This window comes from Reinekea forsetii (assembly GCF_002795845.1).
Lineage (GTDB): Bacteria > Pseudomonadota > Gammaproteobacteria > Pseudomonadales > Natronospirillaceae > Reinekea > Reinekea forsetii.
The window spans coordinates 1673361-1699409 of the sequence record NZ_CP011797.1 but is presented as its reverse complement, the minus strand read 5'-3'; the positions used below and the strand labels follow the sequence as shown (position 1 = coordinate 1699409).

The 26049-nt window shown below is 52.3% G+C and carries 22 protein-coding genes; 8 read left to right on the top strand and 14 right to left on the bottom strand.

The genetic code is table 11. The features are described 5' to 3' along the window. Nucleotides 1–16: 16 nt before the first annotated feature. The 4 genes from hflD (at nucleotide 17) to REIFOR_RS07885 (ending at nucleotide 3971) form a co-directional block, all read left to right on the top strand. Entirely contained in the window at nucleotides 17–643 is a 627-nt protein-coding gene (hflD, locus tag REIFOR_RS07900; protein WP_100257040.1) for a high frequency lysogenization protein HflD, read from the top strand. A 61-nt stretch (nucleotides 644–704) separates the two neighbouring features. Next, on the top strand, nucleotides 705–2081 hold the full coding sequence (gene purB, locus REIFOR_RS07895) for an adenylosuccinate lyase (protein ID WP_100257039.1): 1377 nt from the start codon (nucleotides 705–707) through the stop codon (nucleotides 2079–2081). Nucleotides 2082–2251: 170 nt separating this feature from the next. Continuing rightward, on the top strand, nucleotides 2252–3379 hold the full coding sequence (locus REIFOR_RS07890) for a cupin domain-containing protein (RefSeq protein ID WP_100257038.1): 1128 nt from the start codon (nucleotides 2252–2254) through the stop codon (nucleotides 3377–3379). Continuing rightward, the gene (locus REIFOR_RS07885; protein ID WP_100257037.1) at nucleotides 3369–3971 is read left to right on the top strand and encodes a lytic transglycosylase domain-containing protein; all 603 of its coding nucleotides are present in this window, start codon (nucleotides 3369–3371) and stop codon (nucleotides 3969–3971) included. The genes REIFOR_RS07890 and REIFOR_RS07885 overlap by 11 nt, the downstream gene beginning before the upstream one ends. A 21-nt stretch (nucleotides 3972–3992) precedes the next feature. On the opposite strand, the gene REIFOR_RS07880 is transcribed toward REIFOR_RS07885, so the two are convergent. From REIFOR_RS07880 to htpG, 4 genes are all read right to left on the bottom strand, one after another. After that, entirely contained in the window at nucleotides 3993–4250 is a 258-nt protein-coding gene (locus REIFOR_RS07880; protein WP_100257036.1) for a hypothetical protein, read from the bottom strand. A gap of 12 nt (nucleotides 4251–4262) precedes the next feature. Then, nucleotides 4263–4745, bottom strand: a complete 483-nt coding sequence (locus REIFOR_RS07875; protein WP_100257035.1) for a hypothetical protein — start codon at nucleotides 4743–4745, stop codon at nucleotides 4263–4265. 5 nt (nucleotides 4746–4750) lie between these two features. Further along, on the bottom strand, nucleotides 4751–5311 hold the full coding sequence (locus tag REIFOR_RS07870) for a YfaZ family outer membrane protein (RefSeq protein ID WP_100257034.1): 561 nt from the start codon (nucleotides 5309–5311) through the stop codon (nucleotides 4751–4753). 168 nt (nucleotides 5312–5479) lie between these two features. Then, entirely contained in the window at nucleotides 5480–7423 is a 1944-nt protein-coding gene (gene htpG / locus REIFOR_RS07865) for a molecular chaperone HtpG (RefSeq protein ID WP_100257033.1), read from the bottom strand. A 171-nt stretch (nucleotides 7424–7594) separates the two neighbouring features. On the opposite strand from htpG, the gene REIFOR_RS07860 reads away from it, so the two are divergent. Both REIFOR_RS07860 and REIFOR_RS07855 read left to right on the top strand, forming a co-directional pair. Continuing rightward, nucleotides 7595–8929 carry an MFS transporter gene (locus REIFOR_RS07860; RefSeq protein WP_100257032.1) on the top strand — a complete coding sequence of 445 codons (1335 nt, stop codon included), beginning with the start codon at nucleotides 7595–7597 and terminating at the stop codon, nucleotides 8927–8929. Between the two features lie 80 nt (nucleotides 8930–9009). Further along, nucleotides 9010–9315, top strand: a complete 306-nt coding sequence (locus tag REIFOR_RS07855) for a hypothetical protein (protein WP_100257031.1) — start codon at nucleotides 9010–9012, stop codon at nucleotides 9313–9315. A 122-nt stretch (nucleotides 9316–9437) separates the two neighbouring features. Here the strand turns inward: REIFOR_RS07855 and sucD are convergent, their stop codons facing one another. The 9 genes from sucD to sdhC form a co-directional block, all read right to left on the bottom strand. After that, nucleotides 9438–10310 carry a succinate--CoA ligase subunit alpha gene (gene sucD / locus REIFOR_RS07850; RefSeq protein WP_100257030.1) on the bottom strand — a complete coding sequence of 291 codons (873 nt, stop codon included), beginning with the start codon at nucleotides 10308–10310 and terminating at the stop codon, nucleotides 9438–9440. Further along, nucleotides 10307–11476 (bottom strand): ADP-forming succinate--CoA ligase subunit beta, encoded by a 1170-nt coding sequence (sucC, locus tag REIFOR_RS07845; protein ID WP_100257029.1) that lies wholly within the window; start codon nucleotides 11474–11476, stop codon nucleotides 10307–10309. Before sucC ends, sucD begins: the two co-directional genes overlap by 4 nt. Nucleotides 11477–11603: 127 nt before the next feature. Next, nucleotides 11604–13043: a dihydrolipoyl dehydrogenase gene (gene lpdA, locus REIFOR_RS07840; protein ID WP_100257028.1), complete on the bottom strand. Its 1440-nt coding sequence runs from the start codon at nucleotides 13041–13043 to the stop codon at nucleotides 11604–11606. A 77-nt stretch (nucleotides 13044–13120) separates the two neighbouring features. After that, nucleotides 13121–14368, bottom strand: a complete 1248-nt coding sequence (gene odhB, locus REIFOR_RS07835; protein ID WP_100257027.1) for a 2-oxoglutarate dehydrogenase complex dihydrolipoyllysine-residue succinyltransferase — start codon at nucleotides 14366–14368, stop codon at nucleotides 13121–13123. A gap of 29 nt (nucleotides 14369–14397) precedes the next feature. Then, the gene (locus tag REIFOR_RS07830; RefSeq protein WP_100257026.1) at nucleotides 14398–17241 is read right to left on the bottom strand and encodes a 2-oxoglutarate dehydrogenase E1 component; all 2844 of its coding nucleotides are present in this window, start codon (nucleotides 17239–17241) and stop codon (nucleotides 14398–14400) included. A gap of 91 nt (nucleotides 17242–17332) precedes the next feature. Continuing rightward, on the bottom strand, nucleotides 17333–18040 hold the full coding sequence (locus tag REIFOR_RS07825; protein WP_100257025.1) for a succinate dehydrogenase iron-sulfur subunit: 708 nt from the start codon (nucleotides 18038–18040) through the stop codon (nucleotides 17333–17335). 12 nt (nucleotides 18041–18052) lie between these two features. Continuing rightward, nucleotides 18053–19825 carry a succinate dehydrogenase flavoprotein subunit gene (gene sdhA / locus REIFOR_RS07820; protein WP_100257024.1) on the bottom strand — a complete coding sequence of 591 codons (1773 nt, stop codon included), beginning with the start codon at nucleotides 19823–19825 and terminating at the stop codon, nucleotides 18053–18055. Between the two features lie 3 nt (nucleotides 19826–19828). Beyond that, nucleotides 19829–20176 (bottom strand): succinate dehydrogenase, hydrophobic membrane anchor protein, encoded by a 348-nt coding sequence (sdhD, locus tag REIFOR_RS07815; RefSeq protein ID WP_100257023.1) that lies wholly within the window; start codon nucleotides 20174–20176, stop codon nucleotides 19829–19831. Then, the gene (gene sdhC / locus REIFOR_RS07810) at nucleotides 20170–20544 is read right to left on the bottom strand and encodes a succinate dehydrogenase, cytochrome b556 subunit (protein ID WP_100257022.1); all 375 of its coding nucleotides are present in this window, start codon (nucleotides 20542–20544) and stop codon (nucleotides 20170–20172) included. Before sdhC ends, sdhD begins: the two co-directional genes overlap by 7 nt. 382 nt (nucleotides 20545–20926) lie before the next feature. Between sdhC and gltA the strand changes: the two genes are divergently transcribed. Further along, nucleotides 20927–22201, top strand: a complete 1275-nt coding sequence (gene gltA / locus REIFOR_RS07805; RefSeq protein WP_100257021.1) for a citrate synthase — start codon at nucleotides 20927–20929, stop codon at nucleotides 22199–22201. A gap of 195 nt (nucleotides 22202–22396) precedes the next feature. Here the strand turns inward: gltA and topA are convergent, their stop codons facing one another. Next, a complete protein-coding gene (gene topA, locus REIFOR_RS07800; RefSeq protein ID WP_100257020.1) occupies nucleotides 22397–25135 on the bottom strand; it encodes a type I DNA topoisomerase in 2739 nt (912 codons plus the stop codon). Nucleotides 25136–25368: 233 nt separating this feature from the next. Here topA and REIFOR_RS07795 point away from each other — a divergent pair, with 233 nt between their 5' ends. Further along, nucleotides 25369–25977: a hypothetical protein gene (locus REIFOR_RS07795; RefSeq protein WP_145980263.1), complete on the top strand. Its 609-nt coding sequence runs from the start codon at nucleotides 25369–25371 to the stop codon at nucleotides 25975–25977. Nucleotides 25978–26049 lie beyond the last annotated feature (72 nt).

Here is a 26049-nt window from a genome sequence, read left to right as displayed (position 1 = left end):
TGGCAAAGGATACCTAATGTCTACCAATCTCTCGCACCAAACCATGGCTCTGGCAGGCATTTTCCAGGCCGCCAGTTTGGTTGATCAACTGGCCAAGTCTGGAGAATTGGACAGCGACCAGCTGACCAATGCGTTAAAGACCGTCCTCAATCTGGCGCCCAGCTCGTTCGATGATGTATTTAATGGCCCGGCCAGTCTCGATCATGGCTTAACCATCTTAAACACCGCCCTGGCAAAGAACGGCCGAGGCGTCGGCCGGGAGGTGTTGCAGTACGCCATGGCTATTATGGCCGTTCAGGCCAAACTCGATAAGCGCTCCGACCTGATGAACGAGCTGTCCAAGGCCTTGACCCGAACGGCTGAACAGCAACGCTATTTCGACAGCTACAGTCATGAAGCCGTGATCGGCTCTGCCGCGCGTTGTTACCAGAACAGCATCAGTCAATTAAACTTTCGCATTCGCGTCACCGGCAACCCAACCCACTTACAGAACCCCAAGGTCGCTGAAAAGGTCCGCACCCTTTTGCTCTATGGCGTCCGCTGTGCCCTGTTGTGGCGACAGTCGGGCGGCCGGCGCTGGCACCTGATGTGGTATCGACAAAAATTGCATCGCGCCGCTCAAGCGATGATCGACGTGGCCTAATGGCGCTTTTAAGGTATACTCGCCGCGTTTTTTCCGCTTGGTTTTAAGGTAGGCTTTAATTATGGATCTGTCAGCACTCACCGCTATTTCACCCATCGACGGGCGATACGGTAACAAAACGACCTCCCTGAGGCCCTATTTTAGTGAATTCGGTCTAATTCGATATCGGGTCGAGGTGGAAGTCCGCTGGTTACAGCAACTCGCGAATCATCCCCAAATTCCGGAGTGTCCGGCGTTTTCTGCCTCCGCTACAGCCTATCTCGATGCGATTGTCAGTGATTTTTCGCTTGCCGATGCGGCCGCCATTAAAGCAATAGAGGCGACCACCAATCACGACGTCAAAGCGATCGAATATTTCCTCAAAGCCAAGTTAACGGCCCAGCCCGAACTGGCGGCCTTGCAGGAATTTGTCCACTTTGCTTGTACCTCTGAAGACATCAACAATCTATCCCATGCCCTGATGCTTAAAAATGGCATGCAACAGGTGATCGTTCCGGCCCTAGTAGAGGTCGCCAACGCGATCGAGCAGGTCGCCCTAGACCTCGCCGATCAGCCGATGCTCAGCCGCACCCATGGCCAAACAGCTTCACCGACCACCGTTGGCAAAGAAATGGCCAATGTTGTCTACCGACTGCGGCGCCAGATCAAGCAGGTTGAACGTATAGAGTATATGGGTAAGATCAATGGTGCCGTGGGTAACTACAATGCCCACCTTGCGACCTACGCCGATATCGATTGGCAAGCCACGGCCGCGCAATTTGTGAGCGATCTGGGTCTTACTTTTAATCCCTATACCACCCAGATCGAACCGCATGACTATATCGCCGAGTTGTTCGACAGCCTGGCGCGCTTCAACACCATATTGATCGACTTCGATCGAGATATCTGGGGTTATATTTCTTTAGGCTATTTTAAGCAGCGCACCATTGCCGGTGAAGTGGGCAGTTCGACGATGCCTCATAAAGTTAATCCGATCGATTTTGAAAACTCCGAGGGCAACCTGGGCATCGCCAATGCGATCCTGGGCCATCTGGGCGCCAAGTTGCCCTTGTCTCGCTGGCAGCGCGACCTGACCGACTCCACGGTACTGCGTTCGATGGGGGTCGGCCTGGCACACAGCCTGATCGCCTATCAGTCATCCTTAAAAGGCATTAGCAAACTTGAGGTGAATCGGGTTCGCATCAACGCCGATTTGGACAATGCCTGGGAAGTCATGGCCGAGGCTATTCAAACGGTGATGCGCCGCTATGGCATCACCGAACCTTATGAAAAACTGAAGGCCTTTACCCGAGGCAAGGCTATTACCGAGGCCATGATGACCGATTTTGTGCAGCAGCTGGACTTGCCCGATGAAGCCAAGTCTCAACTGCTTGCCATGACGCCTGCGTCCTATATCGGCAATGCGGTTACTCAGGCGCGCACGATCGGCGACTACTAGCACCACCCTCCCCGCTCTGGGTCATCGCCGCAACGACGACCCAGGGTTTTGAGCACAGCGTGATCCACTCAATCAAACATCTCCTGCCATTCAAGCCCAAGCCCTTTGAGTCTTCAAAGCCGTTCAATTCTGCTAGACTACCATCACCTAAAACCGGTTAGGATCTGACTATGACAAGACCTTCGATAAATATTGACGCCGATGCCTTTCTGTCGACCTATTGGCAACAGAGTCCCCAATTATTGCGCCAGGCCTTTAACCCTGAGCAACTCATTTCGGGCGACGAACTGGCCGGTTTGGCGATGGAGCCGGAAGTTGAATCTCGTCTGATCAAACATCTACCGGAATCCGATGAATGGTTACTGCGCCATGGCCCCTTCGCCGAAGAAGACTTCGCCGAGTTGGGGCCAGAAAACTGGACCCTCTTGGTACAGGCTGTGGATCACTGGATTCCAGAAATCCGCACCCTATTGAGCGGCTTTAATTTTCTGCCTCAGTGGCGCATTGACGACATCATGGTGTCCTTTGCAACCAAGGGCGGTGGCGTTGGCCCGCACTTTGACCAATATGATGTGTTTCTACTCCAGGTTGAGGGCACACGTGAATGGAGGACCGGCCAACTCTGTGATGAAAACAGTGAAATAAACGCTCAGCTGCCGGTGAAAATCCTAACCGACTTCGAAGAGCAGGACCGATGGGTTTTGCAGCCCGGTGACATGCTCTATATACCGCCCGCCTTCGCCCATTGGGGCACTGCCTTAAGCGACTGCCTGACCGTCTCGGTCGGGTTTCGAGCGCCAGCACACAGTGATCTGATCAGCGATTTTGGTCATTTTTTGGCCAGCAAGGTATCCGATTTCAATCGCTATGCCGATCCAGAGCTTGCCAATCGCAGCAGCGCGCCACATGAAATACGGCCCGAAGATATAGTCCGGCTGCAGACCATTCTGCACGACTACGCCGACAACGCGGCGCTCTTAACCAACTGGTTTGGACAGTATATGACCCAGCCTAAATACGACGATCAGGCGGTTGAAACCGGCGATTGGGCGGTTGAAGAATTTATAAGCCATTGGCGAGCCAATCCGATTTATCGTAATGCCTCCAGCCGCCTGGCTTACACCGACACGGTCTTATTCGTCGACGGTCAGGCCATGGTGACGGACTTAACACCGGAACAGCTCAACAGCCTTTGTGATGGCGATGTCTTTACGCACGCCGCATACGCCGAATCCGAGCCTATGCAGAAGGTACTGTGGTCATTGATTAACCTGGGCGCGGTTTTCTTTGAGGGCTAAGCTGGCCGCTCTGGCCAGCCTACTGATTTACCTTGGCCTAATGTCAGGCGCGACAGGCGCAGAGCTGTTCATCTACCTGTCGCCGACCGGGAACCGAGTGGTCACCGATCGGCCGATCGATCTGGCGGGTTTTGTGCTTGAACAAACCAATATTGATGCGCGTGCCGCAGGTCGGTCGTTGCGTTATCAGGATACAGAAAAGAATCGTGACCTAATCGACCGTTACATTCGCAACGCGGCGTACCTCTATGATATGGATGCGGCCCTGATCCGGGCCGTGATCGCGCAGGAGTCGGCGTTCAAAATCGATGCCCGATCGCCTAAGGGCGCGCTGGGTTTGATGCAACTCATGCCGCCGACCGCGCGCCAATACCAGGTGCAGAATATGCTCGATCCGAGAGAGAATATTAATGCTGGCACCAAGCATCTAAAATACCTGCTGCAACGCTTCAGCAGTCTATCGTTGGCCTTGGCGGCCTATAACGCCGGTGAAGGCGCGGTGGCCAAATACCAGGGCATACCGCCCTACCCGGAGACCGAAAACTACGTTACCCAAGTGTTGGGGCGCTATCAAGACTACCAAAGCAACTGATTGGACCGGTGTGCATTACTGCTAATGCAGACTGGTTTCATCGGAACGTTCATGTTCGGATTCAGACTCGTCTTCGAAGGGTCGATCTGACAGGAAATTGGCTGCTTGAACGCCAGCACCGATCATCGCTTGCGCTACCTGAGCTATCTGATCTTCTAATAACCGCTCCGCTTCGGCAGAAAACTCAATTCGCACCAGGGGTTTCTCGTCTTGGTGTTCTGGGCTCTGCAGCACAAAAGCACCATCCGTCAATTGCACTATTTCCCAATATTTCGCCATAAGAGGTTCCGTTCAATCATAATTATTTAAACTTCGGCTGCTGAAGACCAGATCGGCAAAACCCTGCAACCAGGACACACAGTCGTTCGGGCGGCGCGCAAGCTCCCGATCGACCATAGGAATGAGCTGCGATTCGGTCGGATGTACCACCACCTGGGGTGCCACGGCGGCTGGTTGAAAGCAATGCAGCCGCGCGCTGGACCAGTGATACAGCCAGTGACCGATATCTTGCTGATCATTGCGAATGCTGCTAACCAGAGCGGACCGGCTGGTGTCATCGTCTAGCTCGAGCAACAACGCACTCAAGCCGCCATCGTTGCGAGCACTATCAACTGGCGCCGCCAATTCCCTAATCAGCGCACAGAGGCCCTGCTCCAATAGCAGTATAAAGCTATTTAGCAGAGCAGGCTGAGCCAGGGTATTCGAGGTTGCCTGTAAGGCGACCAGCTGGATCAGCTGGCTGTGAATAATATTAGTCCGTGCGATGGGGCTCATAGGCTTTAGTAAGTCATCCGAAAGCCAAGATGGTAGGTTGAATCGGCAACGATATTGCCGTCTGTCTCATAGTTGGCGGTGACATCGTGATAACCGAAGAATATCCGCGCTTGCGGTAATATCTTATAGGTGACACGACCAACGGCCTCATAGGCCGAGTTTAAACCGCCAAAACTCAAGATACTCGGAGCAAAGTAGGTTTGCCCTTCAAATCCGAGCCCATTCATAAACTCAGGCTGCCAGCGCAGGAAACCACCCACTCCGGCGGCAACGGAAAATTCATTTTCCACAGTCGAGAGCAGCAACATCTTAAAGCCGACACCGCCAATGAATTCCTTACTAGACATGCCGGCATCCACGGCATTAAAACCGGCCATAATGGCCCAGTTTTCGGTGTTTTCGTTGTACAGACCACCGAGTGATACATGCGCTCCGGTACCCACTAACACAGCATCGTGTTCAACCCGGATAGAGCTTTGTGATAGGCCCAGATCGATTTCACCGCCGGCCAAAACCGGTGTGGCTGCTAAAATCAATGTGCCAGTCGCTAGAATTTCTTTAAACATGCAGATCACTCACTATAATTTTGCCACATTGTAACCAAAGCTACCCATAACTACACCCCTAACGAACCCCAAGTTGCCACAAGCGACTTGGCGCATTGGCCGCGTTGGGGCTAGGCGCATAAAAAAAGCCACCTAAGAGGGTGGCCTAGTGTTGAGCTAAGGTGAGAATTAGCCCATCATTTCCAAGAGCAGCTTGTTAAGACGGGTGACAAAGCCCGCTGCATCTTTGAGGTTGGAGCCCTCCGCCAGACGAGCCTGCTCCAGTAAGATACTGGCCAGATCGGCAAAGCGGGCTTCGTTCTGTTCCAATTCCAGGCGCTGAACCAGCGGATGCTCTGGATTTAACTCCAGAATTGGCTTGCTGTCGGGCACCTGTTGTCCGGCCGATTCCATAATGCGGCGCATCTGTGCACCCATATCGTTATCGCCGACGACTATACAGGCTGGCGATTCAACCAGTCGATGGGTCATACGCACATCTTGGACCTCGGCTTCGAACAGACCTTTTATGCGCGCCAATAAATCCTTGTGCTCATCATTAGCCTTAACCTGGGACTCTTTCTCTTCTGGGCTTTCGATATCGCCTAAGTCCAAGCCACCCCGGGCCACATCGGCGAATTCGGTGCCGTCGAAGTCTTGCAGGTAGCCCATAAGCCACTCATCGATGCGGTCGGTCAATAACAAAACTTCGATGCCTTTCTTACGAAACACTTCCAGATGCGGGCTGTTCTTCGCAGTCTGGTGGTTATCGGCGCAAACGTAATAGATCTTCGCCTGGCCTTCTGCCATGCGTGCAACATAGTCGCTCAAGGCAACCGTTTGGGCCTCATCGCCGCTCTGGCTGGAGGAGAAACGCAACAACTTGGCGATCGTCTCTTTGTTTGCCATGTCTTCAGCCGGGCCTTCTTTGAGGACCTGACCGAACTCATCCCAAAATTCTTGATATTCTTCAGGCTTTTTCTTGGCCAGTTTGCTGAGCATATCTAGGACGCGCTTACCTAAGCTCGCCTTGATGGTTTCGATCGTGGCATCGTTCTGCAGAATCTCTCGACTGACGTTGAGCGGCAAATCATTCGAATCGACAATACCCTTCACAAAACGCAGATAGAGCGGCAGAAACTGCTCAACATCGTCCATAATAAACACGCGATTAACAAACAATTTCAAGCCGCGCACGCGCTCGCGGTTCCACATATCAAAGGGGGCTTTCTTGGGGATATACAACAGGCTGGTGTAATCGAGCTTACCTTCGACCTTATTGTGGCTCCAAGAACGCGCATCGCCAAAGTCATGCGAAATATGGTGGTACAGCTCTTGGTATTCCTCGTCCTTTATGTCGCTGCGCGGGCGCGTCCACAGGGCCTTGGCACTGTTAACGTTATCCCAGCTTGGCGCCACGGCTGCAGCCTCAACTTTAGGCTCGTCACCCTCAAGCTCGGCATCAGCGTCAGCGTCAGCCGGGTGGTTTTCTTGCAACATCTGTACGGGCACGGAGATATGGTCGGAATACTTCTTGACCAGGCTGCGCAGGCGCCAGTTGTCGACAAATTCGAGTTCATCGGCTTTCAAATGCATAACGATGCGGGTACCGCGTTCTGGCAGTTCAACATTACCGATGGTGAATTCACCCTCGCCCGCGCTGTGCCAATGCACGCCCTCGGAGGCATCAAGACCGGCTTTACGGGTATAGACATCCACCGCCTTGGCCACGATAAAGGATGAATAGAAGCCAACACCGAATTGACCAATCAGCTGACTGTCTTTGCGTTCGTCACCGGAAAGGTTTTGCAGAAATTCCGCGGTTCCCGATCGTGCGATGGTGCCAAGGTTTTGCACCACCTCAGCCCGACTCATGCCGACACCATTGTCTTCGATCGAAATGGTATTGTTTTCTTTGTCGACACTGATGCGAATGCGCAGATCCGCGTCATCAGCCATCAGGGCGTTATCCTTGAGCGCCTGAAAGCGCAACTTATCACAGGCGTCGGACGCGTTGGAGACAAGTTCCCGGAGAAAAATTTCTTTATTGGAATAAAGAGAATGGATCATCAAATGCAGAAGTTGTTTTACTTCCGTTTGAAAACTGAGCGATTCCTGCTTTGTATCAGACATGTTGCCTCTCAACCTTTGTTTATCGACCATAGACTGGCAATAAATGGGGATAATCAGATAGAATTCAAGGTCTTAGTTGAATATCGCCAGCCCCTGTTGTGAACTCATTGGCCTCGGACTAGGCCATAGGGCACACTAACGGTGACCTAAAAAAACAACGGGATACGGACCATGATCGGAAACAAGCCGACATTGGCGGTAAAAAAGCGCGAAATATTTGGCTGGGCCATGTATGACTTTGCCAACAGCAGCTATACAACCGTTGTGGTGACCTTTATCTATTCGGCATTTTTTGTCAATTACATCGTGCCGCCGGAGTTGGCACATCTCAAAAACACGTTCTGGTCCATCGCCGTCGCGCTATCGACCGCCCTCGCCATAATCCTCGCGCCCTTTGTCGGTGTATTGTGCGACTTTAGCGGTAACAAGAAACAGTTTCTCGCCTGGTGCACCCTGGCCTCTGTTTTGGGCACCGCGGGCTTGTTCTTCGTCGACCCGGGCCAGGTTGGGCTGGGTTTGCTGTTTCTGGTGATCAGCAACACCGGCTGGATGCTCTCTGAGTCCTTTATTGCCAGTTTTTTACCGGAGTTGGCGACTCGAAAAAATATCGGCAAGGTATCGGGTATTGGCTGGGGTATTGGCTATATCGGCGGCCTGCTGAGCCTGTTATTAATGTTTCGCATCATTACCAGCTCCGCACAGTTGGATGTTGCGGCCTATATCGATGAAAATCAGCTGGCGATGATTTTTATCGCCCTCTTTTATGCCCTTGGCGCCCTACCCACCTTCCTCCTCGTTAGGGAGCGCGCGCAACCGCAACCGGGTTTTGCCAACGCCAAACTCACGACTCTGCTTAAAGCCGGTACCGAGCGCATTTTGGCGATGAAAGGGTTGGTTGAGGAATACCCGGTGCTCTTTCGCTTTTTTATCGCCTTTATGGTCTATAGCGCGGGTATTTCGGTTGTGGTGAAGTTCTTTGGTATCTATGCGCAGGAAGAAATCGGTATTACCGGCAGCACGCTGGTCTTAATCGGTGCAACCTTGCAGCTAAGCTCGATGATAGGCGCTATCGGTTTTGGCTTTTTGGAGGACAGGCTGGGCTGTAAAAGCACCATACTGCTGTCACTGCTCTGGTGGCTACTGGGCATTATCGGTATTTACGGCCTAACACCGCTGGCCACGCTCTTTGGTTTAAGTCAGGAAAGCATGTTTACCGTCCTCGCCTTTGTTGCCGGCAGCGCCTTGGGTGCCACCCAATCGGCGAGCCGGGCTTTAGTGGGGCTATTGGCGCACCCTAAGGATTCGGCTCTGCTATTTGGTCTGTGGGGCACCTTTGGCCGTTTCGCGATCATTATCGGCATGAGCTTCGGCCCGATCAGCGACCTCTTGGGCCGGCATACGGCTCTGCTCTTTATCATGCTTTACTTTATTCTCGGTGCCCTGATGTTGATGGCTGTGCCGATCGGTAAGGCCCTGCGCTCAACTGTCAATGATGTGTCGATATGACTAATGACCCCCGGCTTTTCCTTGAAAAGTAACGCCGTTGGTTTCACTATGGTGTTCAAACGTAATAGACGCATTCGAATATGATACGACAATTGAAGTTTTCCTTTAATCAACGCCCAGCCTGGCAGCGCTTTTTAATGATCGGCGCCACCCTGGTGTTGACCGCGACCCTGTTCTGGATCGGCCTGATCGTCATATTCAGTTTGGCTTTGGTGGCATTGGCCGTTGCCATGGTGAATCGCATCAAGGTGAAATTGACTGGCCGACCGTTATTTGCCGCACCGAAGCATTTTCATCGCTACCAGTCTCAGTTCAACCAAAACCGCGATATAGAAGGTGAGGTCATCGAAGGCGAGGTGATCGAAAAGACGGATAAACAACCTTGATGATGCTGAAGCGCGTGCTGGGCGTCGACAAGATATAAGCTAATACCCTCGCGCAGGCCCTGGGGCTCAAGACGCAAAGCAAAAAAAGGCGACCTAGGTCGCCTTTTTATATTGTACCCGCCTTACCAGCCGGTAATTTCTTTCAGTGCATTACCGATCTCAGCCAACGAACGCACGGTTTTCACACCGGCATCTTCTAAGGCTGCAAATTTCTCATCGGCCGTACCGGTGCCGCCGGAAATGATTGCGCCGGCATGGCCCATACGCTTGCCGGCTGGTGCCGTAACGCCTGCTATATAGGACACCACAGGCTTGGTGACATGGTCTTTGATAAAGGCAGCTGCCTCTTCTTCGGCCGTGCCGCCAATCTCACCGATCATTACGATCGCTTCGGTGGCAGGATCGTCTTGGAACATGCGCAAGATATCGATAAAGTTGGCACCCGGGATCGGGTCGCCGCCGATACCGACACAGGTCGACTGGCCAAAGCCATGATCGGTGGTCTGCTTGACCGCTTCGTAAGTCAGGGTGCCAGAGCGTGAAACGATGCCGACCTTGCCAGGCATGTGGATATGGCCGGGCATAATACCGATCTTACATTCACCCGGTGTAATAACACCTGGGCAGTTTGGCCCGATCATACGGACGCCTTTGCGATCGACATATTCTTTTGCATAAAGCATGTCGAGCGTTGGAATGCCCTCGGTGATACAGATAATCAGTTCTAGACCGCTGTCGGCCGCTTCAACGATGGCGTCCTTACAAAACGGCGCCGGTACATAGATAACCGTTGCCTGAGCGCCGGTAACTTCCACCGCTTCGCGCACGGTGTTAAAGACCGGCAGGCCCAAATGGACCGAACCGCCTTTGCCCGGAGAAACACCACCGACCATTTTGGTACCGTATTCGATAGCCTGTTCACTGTGGAACGTGCCCTGTGAACCGGTGAAGCCCTGACAAATTACCTTGGTATTCTTATCGATCAATATACTCATGCTGCACCTCCTGCGGCGGCTACGACTCGTTCGGCACCCTCGGTCAACGAACGGGCAGCGATAATGTTCAAACCACTTTCGGCCAATTTTTGAGAGCCAAGCTCAGCATTATTGCCTTCCAGACGAACAACCACTGGAACCTTGACACCCACTTCTTCAACGGCACCGATAATACCTTCAGCAATCATATCGCAGCGAACGATGCCGCCGAAGATGTTCACGAAGACGGCCTTGACGTTGGCGTCAGACAAGATGATTTTGAACGCTTCAGCAACGCGTTCTTTGGTGGCGCCGCCGCCAACATCCAAGAAGTTAGCCGGCGAACCACCGTGCAGGTTAACGATATCCATGGTACCCATGGCCAGACCGGCACCATTGACCATACAACCGATGTTGCCGTCGAGGGCAACATAGTTCAGCTCCCATGCCGCAGCTTCAGCTTCGCGGGCGTCTTCCTGGGAAGGATCACGCATCGCCTGCAGGTCTTTGTGGCGATACAAGGCGTTGCCATCGATACCCAACTTGGCATCCAAGCAATGCATATTGCCTTCAGTGGTGATAACCAATGGGTTAATCTCGATCAGCGCCAAATCTTTGTCGACGAACAGTTGCGCCAAACCCATGAAAATCTTGGTGAACTGACCGATCTGAACGCCCACTAAGCCCAATTTAAAGGCTAATTCACGTGCCTGGTAGGGTTGTGCACCGACCAGTGGATCGATGATGGCGCGGAGGATTTTTTCCGGCGTTTCATGCGCAACGGTTTCAATCTCGACACCACCTTCGGTGGAGGCCATAAAGACGATCCGACGCGTCGCGCGATCGACCACAGCACCCAGATAGAGTTCGGTTGCAATATCGGTGCACGACTCGACCAAAATCTTGCTGACCGGTTGACCCTTCTCATCTGTTTGGAAGGTGACCAGGTTCTTACCCAACCAATGAGCGGCGAATTCTTTAGCTTCCGCGGCCGATTTAACCAACTTTACGCCGCCAGCCTTACCGCGGCCACCGGCATGTACTTGGGTTTTTACAACCCACATATCGCCTGGGATTTTACCGATAGCCTCAGCGACTTCTTCCGGTGTATCACAGGCAAAGCCTTCGGATACGGGCAAGCCATACTGCTTGAAAAGTTGTTTACCTTGATATTCATGAAGGTTCATTGCGTGTTCCGTCTAATATTGTTGAGGCTCGACCAAATTTAATTTTTAGAATAGGTTTCGATCGATCACTCTGGGCTTGGAGTAGGAAAAAGAACGACCCAATAGGGATCGTTCTCGATTCGAAAGATTAACGCTTTTTACGATTCATCTTGTGAATGGCTTTATTATCTATCGCTAAAGCCGCTTCGTGCACCGCTTCCGACATGGTCGGGTGCGCAAAACAGGTCAATTGCAGATCTTCGGCGCTGGACGCAAATTCTAACGCAATCACCCCTTGGGCGATCATTTCAGACGCACCGGCGCCGAATATATGCATACCCAAGACTCGATCAGTCTTAGCATCTGCCAGAATCTTGACCTGGCCGGTGGTGTGGTTTGCTGCCATGGCTCGACCGATAGCGGCAAAGGGGAACGCGCCCGACTTATAGTCGATGCCTTCGGCCTTCAGCTCTTCTTCAGTCTTACCGACCCAGGCAATTTCAGGATGGGTATAGATTACGTTGGGTACGGCGTCATAATTCATCTGAGCATTGTGGCCGGCGATAATTTCGGCCACCATAATGCCCTCTTCCGAACCCTTGTGAGCCAACATCGGACCGCGCACGACATCGCCCACTGCATAGACACCGGGCACCGTGGTGCGGCATTGCTCGTCGACAAAGATGAAGCCACGCTCATCGAGTTTTACGCCGCTGTCATCGGACAAGCAGCCTTGGGTGTAGGGACGTCGACCAACCGCAACAACCAGCTTATCGAAAATTTCTTTCTTCTCGCCATCAGCATCCTGAAAGGTCACTTCGACTTTTTTGCCCTTACGCTCGGAACCGGTCACACGCGCGCCCAATCGGATGTCGAGGCCCTGATCCTTGGTGAAGGACTTAAACGCATCCTTAGCAATTGCCCCATCGGCGGCCGCTAGGAACTTATCCATCGCTTCTAAGACGACCACTTCTGAGCCCAATCGAGCCCATACCGAGCCCAATTCCAGACCGATTACACCGGCACCGATAACGCCTAAGCGCTTGGGTACTTCACTGAATTCCAAGGCGCCAGTGGAGTCGACAATCACGTCACCGTCAGTCGGCGTAGGCGGAATCTCGACGGGGATCGAGCCCATTGCCAAAATCACGTTTTCAGCTTCAAGCAGCTCAATACTGCCGTCTGCACCAATCACTTCAACGACCTTATTAGCCTTGAGCTGACCCTTACCTTCGAATCGAGTCACGCCATTGCCTTTGAGCAGACCGGCAACACCGCTGGTCAACTGACTCACGATGCCGTCTTTGCGGGCTAACATCTTAGGCACGTCGATTTTCGGTGCATTCACGATAATGCCGTGAGTATCAAAGCCATGAACGGCTTCGGCATACAATTCGGATGAATAGAGCAAAGCCTTGGATGGAATACAGCCCACGTTCAAACAGGTGCCGCCCCAGGTCGTTTCGCCATCTTCTTTGAGCCATTTTTCAACAATGGCGGTTTTCTTACCTAACTGTGCGGCCTTTATGGCGGCTACATAGCCGGCCGGTCCTGAACCTATTACTACCACTTCAAATTGATGTGACATGGCAACTAAACCCTTTGTAGTCAATTTATAAACAACCAGGCTGACGGATCAGCCTGGTCTTAAATGCAATTCCGAACTTAGAGTTCCAACAAAATTCGCGCTGGATCTTCCAACATGTCTTTGATGGCGACCAAAAATTGCACCGCCTCTTTGCCATCGATTAGGCGGTGGTCGTATGATACCGCGAGGTACATCATTGGCAGTATCACCACCTCACCATTGACGGCCATCGGTCGCTCTTGGATTTTGTGCATACCCAAGATAGCAGTTTGTGGCGGGTTCAATATGGGTGTCGACATCAGAGAACCAAAAACACCGCCATTAGAAATGGTAAAGGTACCCCCTTGCATGTCTTCCAGACCCAGCTGGCCGGCTTGTGCCCGCTCGCCAAAGGTCCGGATTGAGCTTTCAATACCGGCTAGACTCATCTGGTCGGTATCGCGCAAGATCGGTACTACTAAACCACGCTTGCTCGAGACGGCCACACCGATATCGTAATAACCATGGTAAACCACATCGTCGCCATCTATCGATGCGTTGACTTCTGGATGACGCCGCAAGGCTTCGGTCGCCGCCTTGATGAAAAAGGACATAAAGCCCAAACGGGTGCCGTTGTGCGTTTTCTCAAACTTATCTTTATATTTGGCGCGCAATTCCATGATCGGCTTCATGTTAACTTCGTTAAACGTGGTTAACATGGCGGTATTGTTTTTCGCATCGAGCAGACGCTCGGCGATGCGCTTACGCAGGCGCGTCATCGGCACGCGTTTTTCGGAACGAGGGCCGGTAACAACTGAGGCGACTGGGCTTGCAGCCGACGGCGCAATCATGCCGGGCATGCTTTGGCTCGCCGACGCAACCGGCGCAGCTGCTGGCTGACTGGCTTTGTCGCTGGTCGCCTTGACCACGTCTTCTTTGGTGATACGACCGCCCTTGCCCGTGCCGACTATGTCGTCTTGGGTTAGAGCACTCTGGCTGGCCAATTTGCGAGCTGATGGGCTCATCGGAGTCGCCTCGGCGGCATTTGCTGCGGCCGGTGAGCTGACCGGAGCACCACTGGATGTTGAAACCACTTCAACGGCGGCACTGCCGGCTACGAACGCGGCGATGACTTCTAAACTGAGGACGGTGTCGCCCTCATGTTTGAAGATCTCAGTGAGGTTACCGTCTTCCGGCGCCACCACCTCCAGTACGACCTTGTCTGTCTCGATGTCGACTATTATTTCGTCGCGTGCAACAAACTCACCTGGTTGTTTATGCCACGTTGCAATACTGCCGTCTGCAACGGATTCTGGGAACTGCGGTGCTTTAATTTCGATTACCATGCGTAAATCCTTTAGTCTCCGCCTGCCGATTACTGAATATTCAGAATCGCGTCATTGAGGAATTTTTCAAGTTGCTCTAAATGCAAGGACATATAGCCTGCTGCTGGTGACGCTGATGCTTCTCGACCGGCATAACGAAGGTATAGCTTTTCGCTCTGTCGATGCAATATTCGTCGCATATGGTGCTGGCTCGAGTACCAAGCGCCCTGATTCATCGGCTCTTCCTGACACCAGACGACATCGTTTACGTTGCTATAGGGGGCCAGAATTTCTGACAGACGTTCCTCTGGGAACGGATACAGCTGCTCGATCCGAATAATAGCGACATTAAACGCCGATTCTTTACGGCGTTTATCGACCAGGTCGTAATAAACCTTGCCGGAACAAAGCACCACTCGATCGACCTTTTCGGTCAGTACGGCCGCATCTTGGTCACCAATCACTGTTTCAAAACGGCCCTGAGACAGCTCTTCCAGTGTGGATACGGCATCCTTATGGCGTAACAGGCTTTTCGGTGTCATCACGATCAACGGCTTGCGCAGATTGCGCACGGCCTGTCGACGTAACATATGAAATACTTGGGCGGGCGTGGTCGGCATGCACACTTGAATGTTCTGCTCGGCACACAACTGCAGGTAACGCTCTAGACGTGCGGAGGAATGCTCCGGCCCTTGTCCTTCATAACCGTGTGGCAAGAGCATGGTCAAGCCACACAGCCGGCCCCATTTGTGCTCGCCCGAGGTAATGAACTGATCAATAACCACCTGAGCGCCGTTAGCAAAGTCACCAAATTGCGCTTCCCACACCACCAAGGCACTGGGCATGGTGGTTGAATAGCCGTATTCGAACGCCAGTACAGCCTCCTCCGACAAGAAAGAATCGTAAATCTGGAAGCGTGGCTGATCGACGGACAAATTGGCCAGCGGGACATAGGTTGAACCGTCTTTCTGGTTATGCCAGACCGCATGTCGATGCACGAAAGTGCCTCGACCGACATCCTGCCCGGTAATACGCACCGGCAAGTCTTGCTTGAGCACCGTGGCATAGGCCAACATCTCGGCAAAGCCCCAATTAATGGGTAAGGCGCCCATCGCCATCTTGACCCGATCTTCGAGTATTTTATTCACCTGGCGCTGAACCGGAAAGCCCTCTGGAACCGTGTTAATTTCCAGTGCCAAGGCTTGCAAGGCTTTGAGGTCGTAACTGCTATCAAAATCATCAACCACCGGTTGATTCAGATAGGGTGTCCAATCGACAAACAATTCGCTGTTTGGCTCTTTGACCAGGGCCTTGGCAACGTGTTCACCATTGGCGAGCGCATTACGATAGTCATCGGATACGCGTTTCACGCCTTCAACGGTGGCGATACCCTTGCTAATCATTGCGGCGGCATAGAGTTCAAAGGTGGTTTTATGGCTGCGAATGACCTGATACATCATCGGCTGCGTCATGGCCGGCTCATCGGCTTCGTTATGACCGCGACGGCGGTAGCAGATTAGATCGATCACCACGTCACGCTTAAACTGCTGACGGTAATCGACCGCCAATTGCGTGACAAAGACGACCGCTTCCGGGTCGTCACCATTGACGTGAAAGATTGGCGCTTGAACCATCTTAGCGATGTCAGTGCAATACTCGGTTGAACGACAGTCTTCCTGACGTGACGTGGTAAAACCAACCTGGTTATTGATCACGATATGGATCGTCCCACCGGTGCCATAGGCACGGGTCTGGGACATCTGGAAGGTTTCCATGACCACGCCCTGCCCTGCGAAGGAGGCATCACCGTGGATATTAACCGGAATAACCTGTTCCCGACTGTGGTCCCGACGTCGATCCTGACGGGCGCGCACCGAACCTTCAACGACAGGCGCAGCAATTTCCAGGTGAGACGGGTTAAAAGCCAAGGCCAGATGGAGCTCACCGCCAGAGGTCATTACATTGGAGGAGAAACCCTGATGATATTTAACATCGCCGGAACCGACCGAGAGGAAGGACTTGCCTTCAAACTCTTCAAACAGATTGGTGGGGTTTTTACCGAGGATGTTGACCAACATATTAAGCCGGCCGCGGTGGGCCATGCCAATTACGATCTCTTTCGTGCCGTAAGAACCGCTGCGCTGAATCAACTCGTCCATCAGCGGAATCAAGGATTCGGCGCCTTCTAAACCAAAGCGTTTGGTACCTGGATATTTAGAACCAAGGTATTTTTCCATCCCTTCGGCCGCGGCCAGTCGTTCTAGTATGTGGAGTCGAGCATCGATCGAATAATCGGGTTTAGAACGCACCGATTCCATTCGCTGTTCAATCCACCGACGCTCCGATGTATTAACGATATGGGTAAACTCGGCACCAATCGATGAACAATAGGTTGTGCTCATCGCGTCATGAATTTCTTGTAAGGTTGCTTCTTTTTTGCCGAAGTAAAGATTGCCACATTGAAACACAGAGTCTGAGTCGGCATCTGTCAGACCGTGGTATTTGAGCTCCAGGTCGGGTACCGATTTGCGTTGACTGAGGTTGAGTGGATCAAGATTGGCGTTTTGATGACCACGAAAACGGAACGCAGTGGCCAATTGATGAACCCGAACCTGTTTGCGTTCGTGCTCAGTCACTAGAGACGGGGCTAGGGTATCGGCCGCAATTTTATTGGTTTTGCCCATCAGTAAAAAATGGTCGCGGACCGGCTGATGAGGCGTGTCGGTGGTTATTTCATCGTTTAGGTTGGGCAGCTTATCGAACACGGTACGCCACTGTTCCGGCACCGAATTAGGATCGAGCAGATAAGCTTCATACATTTCATCGAGATAGGTTTGGTTGCCACCTGAAAAATGAGAAGACAGCCACTGTTCTTCCATTGAGGCGTTTTGCATTATTAAACCTTATAGAATCATGCCGGCATTACCAACGCCGGCGTTCGGGTTAAAGTCAAAAAAGGGCACCAAGTGCCCCTTTTATCGTCGGTTAGATTGCTCTATTTAACAGCATTGACCGAATATGCCCGATAGCACGGGTAGGATTCAAGCCTTTTGGACAAACATTCACACAATTCATGATACCACGGCAGCGAAACACGCTAAACGGATCATCTAAATTGGCCAAACGCTCGTCGGTTGCGGTATCCCGACTGTCGGCTAGGAACCGATAGGCCTGGAGCAAGCCGGCCGGACCGATAAACTTGTCAGGATTCCACCAAAACGATGGGCACGATGTTGAGCAGCAAGCACAAAGAATACACTCATACAGACCGTCCAACTTCTCACGCTCGGCCGGCGACTGCAGTCGTTCTAAGGCAGGTGCCGGGGTATCGTTGATCAAAAACGGCTGTACTTTCTCATACTGCTTGTAAAAAGTACTCATGTCGATGACCAAATCGCGAATCACGGGCAGACCCGGCAGCGGACGCAACACCAACTTTGTGCTGCCACCAGGCACATCCGACAAAGCGGTAATACAGCCGAGACCGTTTTTGCCATTAATATTCATACCATCGGAACCGCATACGCCTTCACGACAAGATCGGCGAAACGACAGGCTCACATCCTGTTCTTTGGCCAGATTCAGTACGTCCAGCACCATTAGGTCTTTGCCGGCCGGGACATCAACATCATAGTCCTGCATGTAGGGCCGCTTATCAACCTCAGGATTGAATCGATAAATACTCACTTTCATAACTCAATATCCTTAGTAGGTGCGAATCATCGGCTGGAAGGTTTCAACGGTCTTCGGTGTGAAGTTCACAGCACGCTTGCCGACAGTCTTATCGACTGGGTTATAGAGCGAATGGCACAACCAGTTTTCGTCGTCGCGTGAATCAAAGTCATAACGCGCATGCGCGCCCCGGCTTTCAGTACGCTCATCGGCAGAAATAGCGGTTGCCTCAGCGACTTCCATCAAATTAGCCAATTCCAGTACTTCGATGCGCGCCGTGTTAAAGGTCAATGACCGATCGGCCAGGGAAATCCGACTGATGCGCTCACGGATCTCAACCAACTTCTGACGGCCTTCAGCCATTTTCGGACCATCTCGGAAGACACTGAAGTACAGTTGCATGGTGTTTTGCAGATCTCGTTTAACATCGGCAACGTTCTCGCCACCCTTACGGGCGTCCAGTTCGCTCAAGCGGGACAATGCCTGGTCAATATCACTTTGGCTGGCTGCCATGCTGTCGTAGCCTTGGCGGATAGATTCTTCAATCTGGATGCCAGCGGCGCGGCCAAATACCACCAGGTCGAGCAGTGAATTACCACCGAGTCGGTTGGCACCATGGACCGATACACAGGCCGCTTCACCGCACGCATACAAACCATCGATGATCTTATCGTTGCCATTGGCGTCTAACATAATGGCCTGACCGCCGATATTGGTTGGAATACCACCCATCATATAGTGGCACGTTGGCACCACGGGGATCGGCTCTTTAACTGGATCCACGTGAGCAAAGGTTTTCGACAATTCGAGAATGCCCGGCAAACGACTTTTCAACAACTCTTCGCCTAGGTGGTCCAATTTCAACAGGACGTGGTCCTTGTTGGGACCGGCACCACGACCTTCGAGGATTTCCAGCACCATGGAGCGCGCCACAACGTCTCGGCCGGCCAAGTCTTTGGCATTGGGCGCGTAACGCTCCATAAAGCGCTCGCCTTCGCCATTGACCATGTAGCCGCCCTCGCCTCGGCACCCTTCGGTAACCAGCGTTCCAGCACCGTAGATGCCCGTCGGGTGAAATTGCCACATTTCCATATCTTGTACTGGAAAGCCAGCGCGCAAGGCCATGCCGATGCCGTCGCCGGTATTGATCATGGCATTGGTAGTCGAGGCATAGATACGCCCTGCTCCGCCGGTCGCTAAGACAGTTGCCTTGGCACTGACATTAACCACGTCGCCAGTTTCAATTTCAATCGCGATACAGCCAACCACTGCACCCTCGGCATTCTTTACCAGGTCAACAGCGTACCACTCGTTCAAGAAGTTGGTGCCGGCCTTAATGTTTGCTTGATAAAGCGTGTGTAACAAGGCATGACCGGTTCGGTCCGCCGCCGCGCAGGTACGAGCTGCTTGACCGCCCTTGCCGTAGTCTTTTGACTGACCACCAAAGGGACGCTGATAGATGCGGCCCTCTTCAGTCCGGGAAAAGGGCAGACCCATGTGATCTAACTCGAAGATCGCTTGCGGGCCGACTGAGCACATATATTCGATAGCGTCCTGGTCACCAATATAGTCGGACCCTTTGACGGTATCGTACATATGCCAACGCCAATCATCATTCGGATCGTCACTGGCGATCGCGCAGGTGATGCCACCTTGAGCGGACACAGTATGGGACCGTGTCGGGAAAACTTTGGAGACAACTGCTGTATTTAAACCAGACTCAGCCAATTGCAGGGCAGCGCGCAAACCAGCACCGCCACCACCTATCACTATTGCATCGAAATTCATGGTTTTCATTTTAGCCATTTCTTAAACACCCCAAACGGCGGAAAAGCCGATCACAAAATAGACAAAATTGGTCAGCGCTATAACCGCTAAAACAATGAAACGTACCCAGATATTCTTGACATAATCGGTTGCAACGGTCCACATACCGATCCAGATATGCCCAACCAACGCTAACAACGCGGCTAGGGTGTATATTTTGAACCACATGGCACTAAACAAGCCTTGCCATTGCTGATAGTCCAGATCGCTGGTCAACGCAAAGAAACCGAACATGAAAAGTGTGTAGGAGCCTAATACGACGGCCGTTACACGTTGGACCATCCAGTCCGACAGACCGTTGCGAGTCAAATTTGTGATGCTGCTTACCATATCCAAACTCCTACTAAAATAATGCCGACGAGCGAGGCACCGAGGACCGCTTGAGAGGCCAGGGCACCGCCTTCGATAGTTTCAAAGTTACCTGCATCCATTAACAGATGTTTAATACCGGCAAACAGATGGTATACGACGAAGGATGCAATTCCCCAAGCGATTAATTTTGCCAACGGATGGGTCAGTACACTCTGAACTAAGGCAAAACCTTCGGGCGAGTCTAAGCTTGCAGATAAAGCCCACAGCATAAAGCCGATTGCAACAAATAGCGCCATACCGGTGATGCGATGTAGCAAGGATGCTATCGCCGACACTGGATAACGCATGGTCATCAGATCGAGGTTTACGGGTCTATTATTTTTCACGGCAGCAGTCTCTCATCTTAGCAGCCCCAAGGATGGGGATTAATTGAGGAGGAGCCAGCAGCGCGCCGGACCCCCAAGAAGCGACGGAGATTATAGGCACCGTCGATTATAATTACAATTGATAACAAGCATGGTGTAGCAATTAAAAAAAACCCTGTATCTCAGGTATTTCGCGTGCTGGCGAGGATTCAACTCCCCCTACGACTTTCATCTCTGCGACTATTTGACGAGTCGCTGAAAACCGAAGGTCAAATTGACTTTCGACACCAAAACTTTATAGTGATGTGCAAATTCGCCCCTGGAAAACCCAGGTCAGGCGAAAATACCACTCTACCCCCGCGTCACAGAGACGTTAAACCCTGCATACTATAGAGGAGACCTCATGGCTGAGAAATTCGCCAAGTTGGTCATTGAAGGACATGACCCCATCGAGCTGCCCATCTATTCAGGTACGTTAGGACCTGATGTAATAGATGTTAGTTCATTAACTGCCAAGGGTTATTTCACCTACGACCCTGGCTTTATGTCTACCGCCTCGTGTGAATCTGAAATCACCTATATAGATGGAGATAAGGGCATTTTGTTGCATCGGGGCTACCCGATCGATCAACTTGCTGAGCAATGCGATTACCTTGAAGTTTGCTACCTGCTGCTGCACGGTGAGATACCGACTGCCCCGGAAAAAGCTAAATTTCAGAAGATCGTGATGCACCACACCATGGTCCATGAGCAGTTGCATGAATTTTTTCAGGCTTTCCGCCGCGATTCACACCCTATGGCCATCATGGTCGGTGTCGTCGGTGCCCTGTCAGCCTTTTACCATGATTCTCTCGATATTAGCGATGAGCGCCATCGTGAAGTCGCGGCCCATAGACTGATTTCTAAGATGCCGACCCTGGCGGCTATGGCTTATAAATACTCGATCGGCCAGCCCTTTATCTATCCTCGCAACGATCTAAGTTATGGTGGCAATTTCCTCCATATGATGTTCAGCACCCCATGCGAACCTTATGTGGTTAGCCCTACCTTGGCCCGCGCTATGGACAAGATCTTTATCTTGCATGCCGATCATGAGCAAAACGCCTCGACCTCGACAGTGCGCCTGGCTGGCTCGTCCGGCGCGAACCCCTTCGCCTGCATTGCCTCCGGCATTGCGGCCTTATGGGGGCCCGCACACGGCGGTGCAAACGAAGCTGTCTTAACGATGCTGGAAGAAATTGGCGACGAATCCAATATCGATGACTTCATCAAGCGCGCCAAAGACAAGGACGATCCGTTCCGCCTGATGGGCTTTGGCCATCGGGTCTACAAGAACTACGACCCGCGCGCCACGGTCATGAAGCAAGCCTGTGATGAAGTCTTGGCTGAACTCGGCATTGCCGATGATCCACTGCTGAAGATAGCCGCTCGCTTGGAACAGATTGCGCTCGAAGATCCTTACTTTGTTGAGAGAAAGCTCTATCCCAATGTCGATTTTTACTCCGGCATTATTTTCAAGGCCATGGGCATCCCAACCGAGATGTTTACCGTGCTGTTTGCGGTCGGACGCACGCCGGGTTGGATTGCCCACTGGAAAGAGATGGTCTCTGGCCCTTACCGTATCGGTCGGCCACGTCAACTCTATACCGGCAAAGTCGCCCGCAACCTGAAAAAATAACCCTCAACCGGCGCAAGCCGGTTTTTTTTGCCTGCCAGATACTAATCCATGACCCTAGCCGCGCCATCCCGCCCGACTCAGTAACGGTGCGCAGCTAGCAGGTGCCTTGCTCAACCGGTTTATCGATCCGATTGCAAATATCAGACAAAAAAAACCCGCCAGAAGGCGGGTTTTTTTGTGCCAGACCAGCGGTCGCTATTCGGCGACCGGGGCCTTAACTGCGGGCTTGGCCTTGGCCTTGGCCTTGGCCTTGGCTTTCGCGGTGGTTTTGGCCTTCGGCTTAGCCTTGGCCGCAGCAGTCTTGGGTTTCGTCGCCTTATCGCTAACCTGCCAACTGTTGCCGACAAAATAGGCGGTCCAGCCCGTTGCCTTGCCGTCGACCTCCGACATCACATACTGCTCCTTGGTCTTGCGACTGAAGCGGATCACTGCCGGATTGCCATCCCCATCCGCAAGGGGCGCTTCGGTTAAGAAATGATACTTCTCCGGCAATTCACTGCGGTGCGGGATGATCTCCGCCACCAAGGGCGGCCGAGTTTCCCGATTTTTCGGGAACTGACTGGCTGCGAGAAACATGCCCGCCGCACCATCGCGTAAAATATAGGTGTCTTCGACCTTGACGCAGACCAATTCTGGAGTCGGTATCGGGTCCATCTTCGGCGGCGCTGCATCGCCTGAGCGGAGCAACTTACGAGTGTTTTTGCAGCCCTCACCGGTACAGCCAAAATATTTACCAAAGCGACCGGTTTTAAGCTGCATCTCATGGCCACACTTGTCACATTCCAGTGATGGCCCTTCGTAGCCTCTGAGCTTGTATTGTCCGGCTTCGAGCTTAAAACCACTGCATTCAGGGTTGTTGCCGCAGACATGCAGTTTGCGATTTTCGTCGATTAGATAGCTGTCCATCGCCGTGGCGCAGGTATCGCAGCGCTCTTTCTGGCGCAGCTCATTGACTTCAGCCTCATCGTCATCGGTCGAAATGGCCTCTTCCCCTGGTACCAGGTTGAGCGTGCCCTTGCAGCGCTCTTTGGGCGGCAAGCTGTAACCTGAACACCCTAAAAACACGCCGGTGGTACCGGTGCGAATCATCATCGGTCGAGCACAGGTTGGACATGGAATATCGGTCAGCGTCGGCTCGTTCAACTTCATGCCGCCGTTTTCTTCGCCCTCGCCGGCTTGTTCTAACTGGGCAGTGAACTGCTTGTAGAAGTTATTAAGGACCACCTTCCAGTTTTCACGACCTTTGGCGACCTCGTCGAGTTGCTTCTCCATTTCAGCGGTAAACTCATATTGCATCAGGTCCTTAAAGGACCCATCGAGTCGTTCCGTGACAATATCGCCCATCTTCTCGGCATAGAAGCGCTTGCTCTCGAGTTTGGCATAGCCACGCTCTTGAATGGTGGAAATAATGCTGGCATAGGTCGAGGGTCGGCCAATGCCCAACTTCTCCAATTCCTTAACCAGGGATGCTTCTGTGAACCGAGCTGTCGGCTTGGTAAAGTGCTGCTTAGGCTCCAACGCGATCAGGCCCAAAACGTCCCCGACATGCAAATCCGGTAACTCAATGATGTCTTCACGAACCCCGGGGCGCATGACTCGGGTGAAACCATCGAACACCAATACTCGGCCCTTGGCACGCAGTTCGTAGTCGCCGGTCCTAATAATCAGGTTCGAACTCTTATACTTAGCAGGCAACATCTGACAGGCGACAAAGCGTTGCCAGATCAGCTCATAGAGTCTCTGAGCATCTCGCTCAAGCTCGGTTAACGACACACTGCTGCGCGTTACATCCGACGGGCGAATCGCTTCGTGGGCTTCCTGGGCGCCGTCTCGGCTACCATAGACAACGGCAGTCTCCGGGAGATACTGGCTGCCGTATTGCTCGCTGATATAATCGCGTGCAGTCGCCACCGCTTCGCCACTCAGGTTGGTTGAGTCGGTCCGCATATAGGTTATATGACCGGCCTCATAGAGCCGCTGGGCCATCATCATGGTTTTCTTAACCGAATAGCCTAGGCGTGTGCTCGCGGCCTGCTGCAGGGTAGAAGTAATAAAGGGCGCCGAGGGCTTGGAACTGGTGGGCTTATCTTCCCGGTCGGTCACGATGTAAGGCAGCTGATCAAGCCGCTGCACATGGCCATCCGATTCGGACTTCTGAGTCGGCCTAAAGCGCTCATTTTGGTAACGTGCAACCTCAAAGCGCACCGGTCCCTTGTTGGAACTGACATTGGCGTGCAGGTCCCAGAATTCCTCCGGGATAAAGGCACGAATTTCGCGCTCGCGCGATACAATCAATTTAACGGCGACGGACTGCACCCGGCCTGCACTCAAACCACGGGCAACCTTGGCCCATAACAGCGGCGACACCATAAAACCCACAACGCGGTCGAGAAAGCGACGCGCCTGTTGCGCGTTAACCCGGGCTATATCGAGCTCACCCGGGTGTTCGAAGGCCTCGTTGATCGCTTTTTTGGTAATTTCATTAAAAACCACCCGCCGGTATTTCTCCGGTGCCTGACCAATTGACTCCTGCAGGTGCCAGGCGATGGCCTCTCCCTCCCTGTCCAAATCCGTCGCGAGGTAGATGCAGTCTGCATCTTTGGCCAGACGGCGTAATTCATCGACAACCTTTTCCTTACCCGGCAATATTTGATAATTGGCGCGCCAATCATCATAGGGGTTGATCCCCATGCGCGCGATCAGTTGATCATGCGATTTGCGTTTCTGGTAGACTGCCTTTTCGTCAGGCGGCATTTTTCGCGTCAGGGCCGCAGCTTTGGCGCGCGCCTTGGGGTCGACCGGCTTAGTCTGACCGCTCATGGGCAGATCGCGAATATGCCCGACAGAGGACTTGACGACAAAATCAGGCCCCAGATATTTGTTAATGGTTTTTGCCTTGGCCGGCGATTCCACTATGACCAGTGATTTACCCATGTACTATAATTCCGCTATTAACTTGTTTTTTATATAAGTAACCTAGCTTAACAAATTGCGCAAGCGGCCTCGGTTATATAGATTGTTTTTTTCTCGTCCAGCACCTAAACACAGAGCAGGTTAAAATCATGTCTTTTTTCGATATTTTAGGAACTTTAGCGATTTTAGGCATCTTATTGGGTGCTTTATACGCATCTAAGTCGGCAATCAAGAAGTCCGAGGAGGCTCAGTTTATGCGCCAAAAAAACCGCGAACTACACAACAGCCTGGCCGATAATGACGAGTTATTACACACCCTTATGCTTTATGACTGCAACACCGACCTACTCGAGTCGTTGCACAGCCGCATGTTAACAGATTTCAATGAGGGATTGAGATTATTGCCAATCAACGATGACTTTAATGATGATTTACAGGTATTTGAGGCGCTTAAGTTGCAGATTGAACAGCTCAAAGCGAACCCGGTAAAACCGGCAGCACCCCATTCAGATCGGCAGATATTTTTGCTCAAAAAACACTTCGTCCAAGCTATTAACCTGTTAGGCAAGATGAAATACCAAGGCGATATAGATCAGCGCGCCAGTGATGTGCACCGGGTGCGGTTGCGGGTAAACTCCCTCATGCTCGAAGTGTCGGCCTATCACAAGCAGGGCGACGACGCTAAAGAACAAGGTGATGACGATAGTGCCGGGCGCTTTTACAAACACTCCAAAGATATTTTGTCGAAAAGCGATTTACGCTTTGACGAGCGCAACGAATTATTGAAAACCCTTGCGCGCAAAATCTCCACTCTCTATTCGGTCATCCGCAGTCCTGATAAAGATAAGCAGAACGCAAAGTAGAAGGCCCTGCCCTGGGCATAGATTAGCCCGGACTAGGGCTTAAAGGCCCGATAAGGGCTCTTCCGCCGGGCG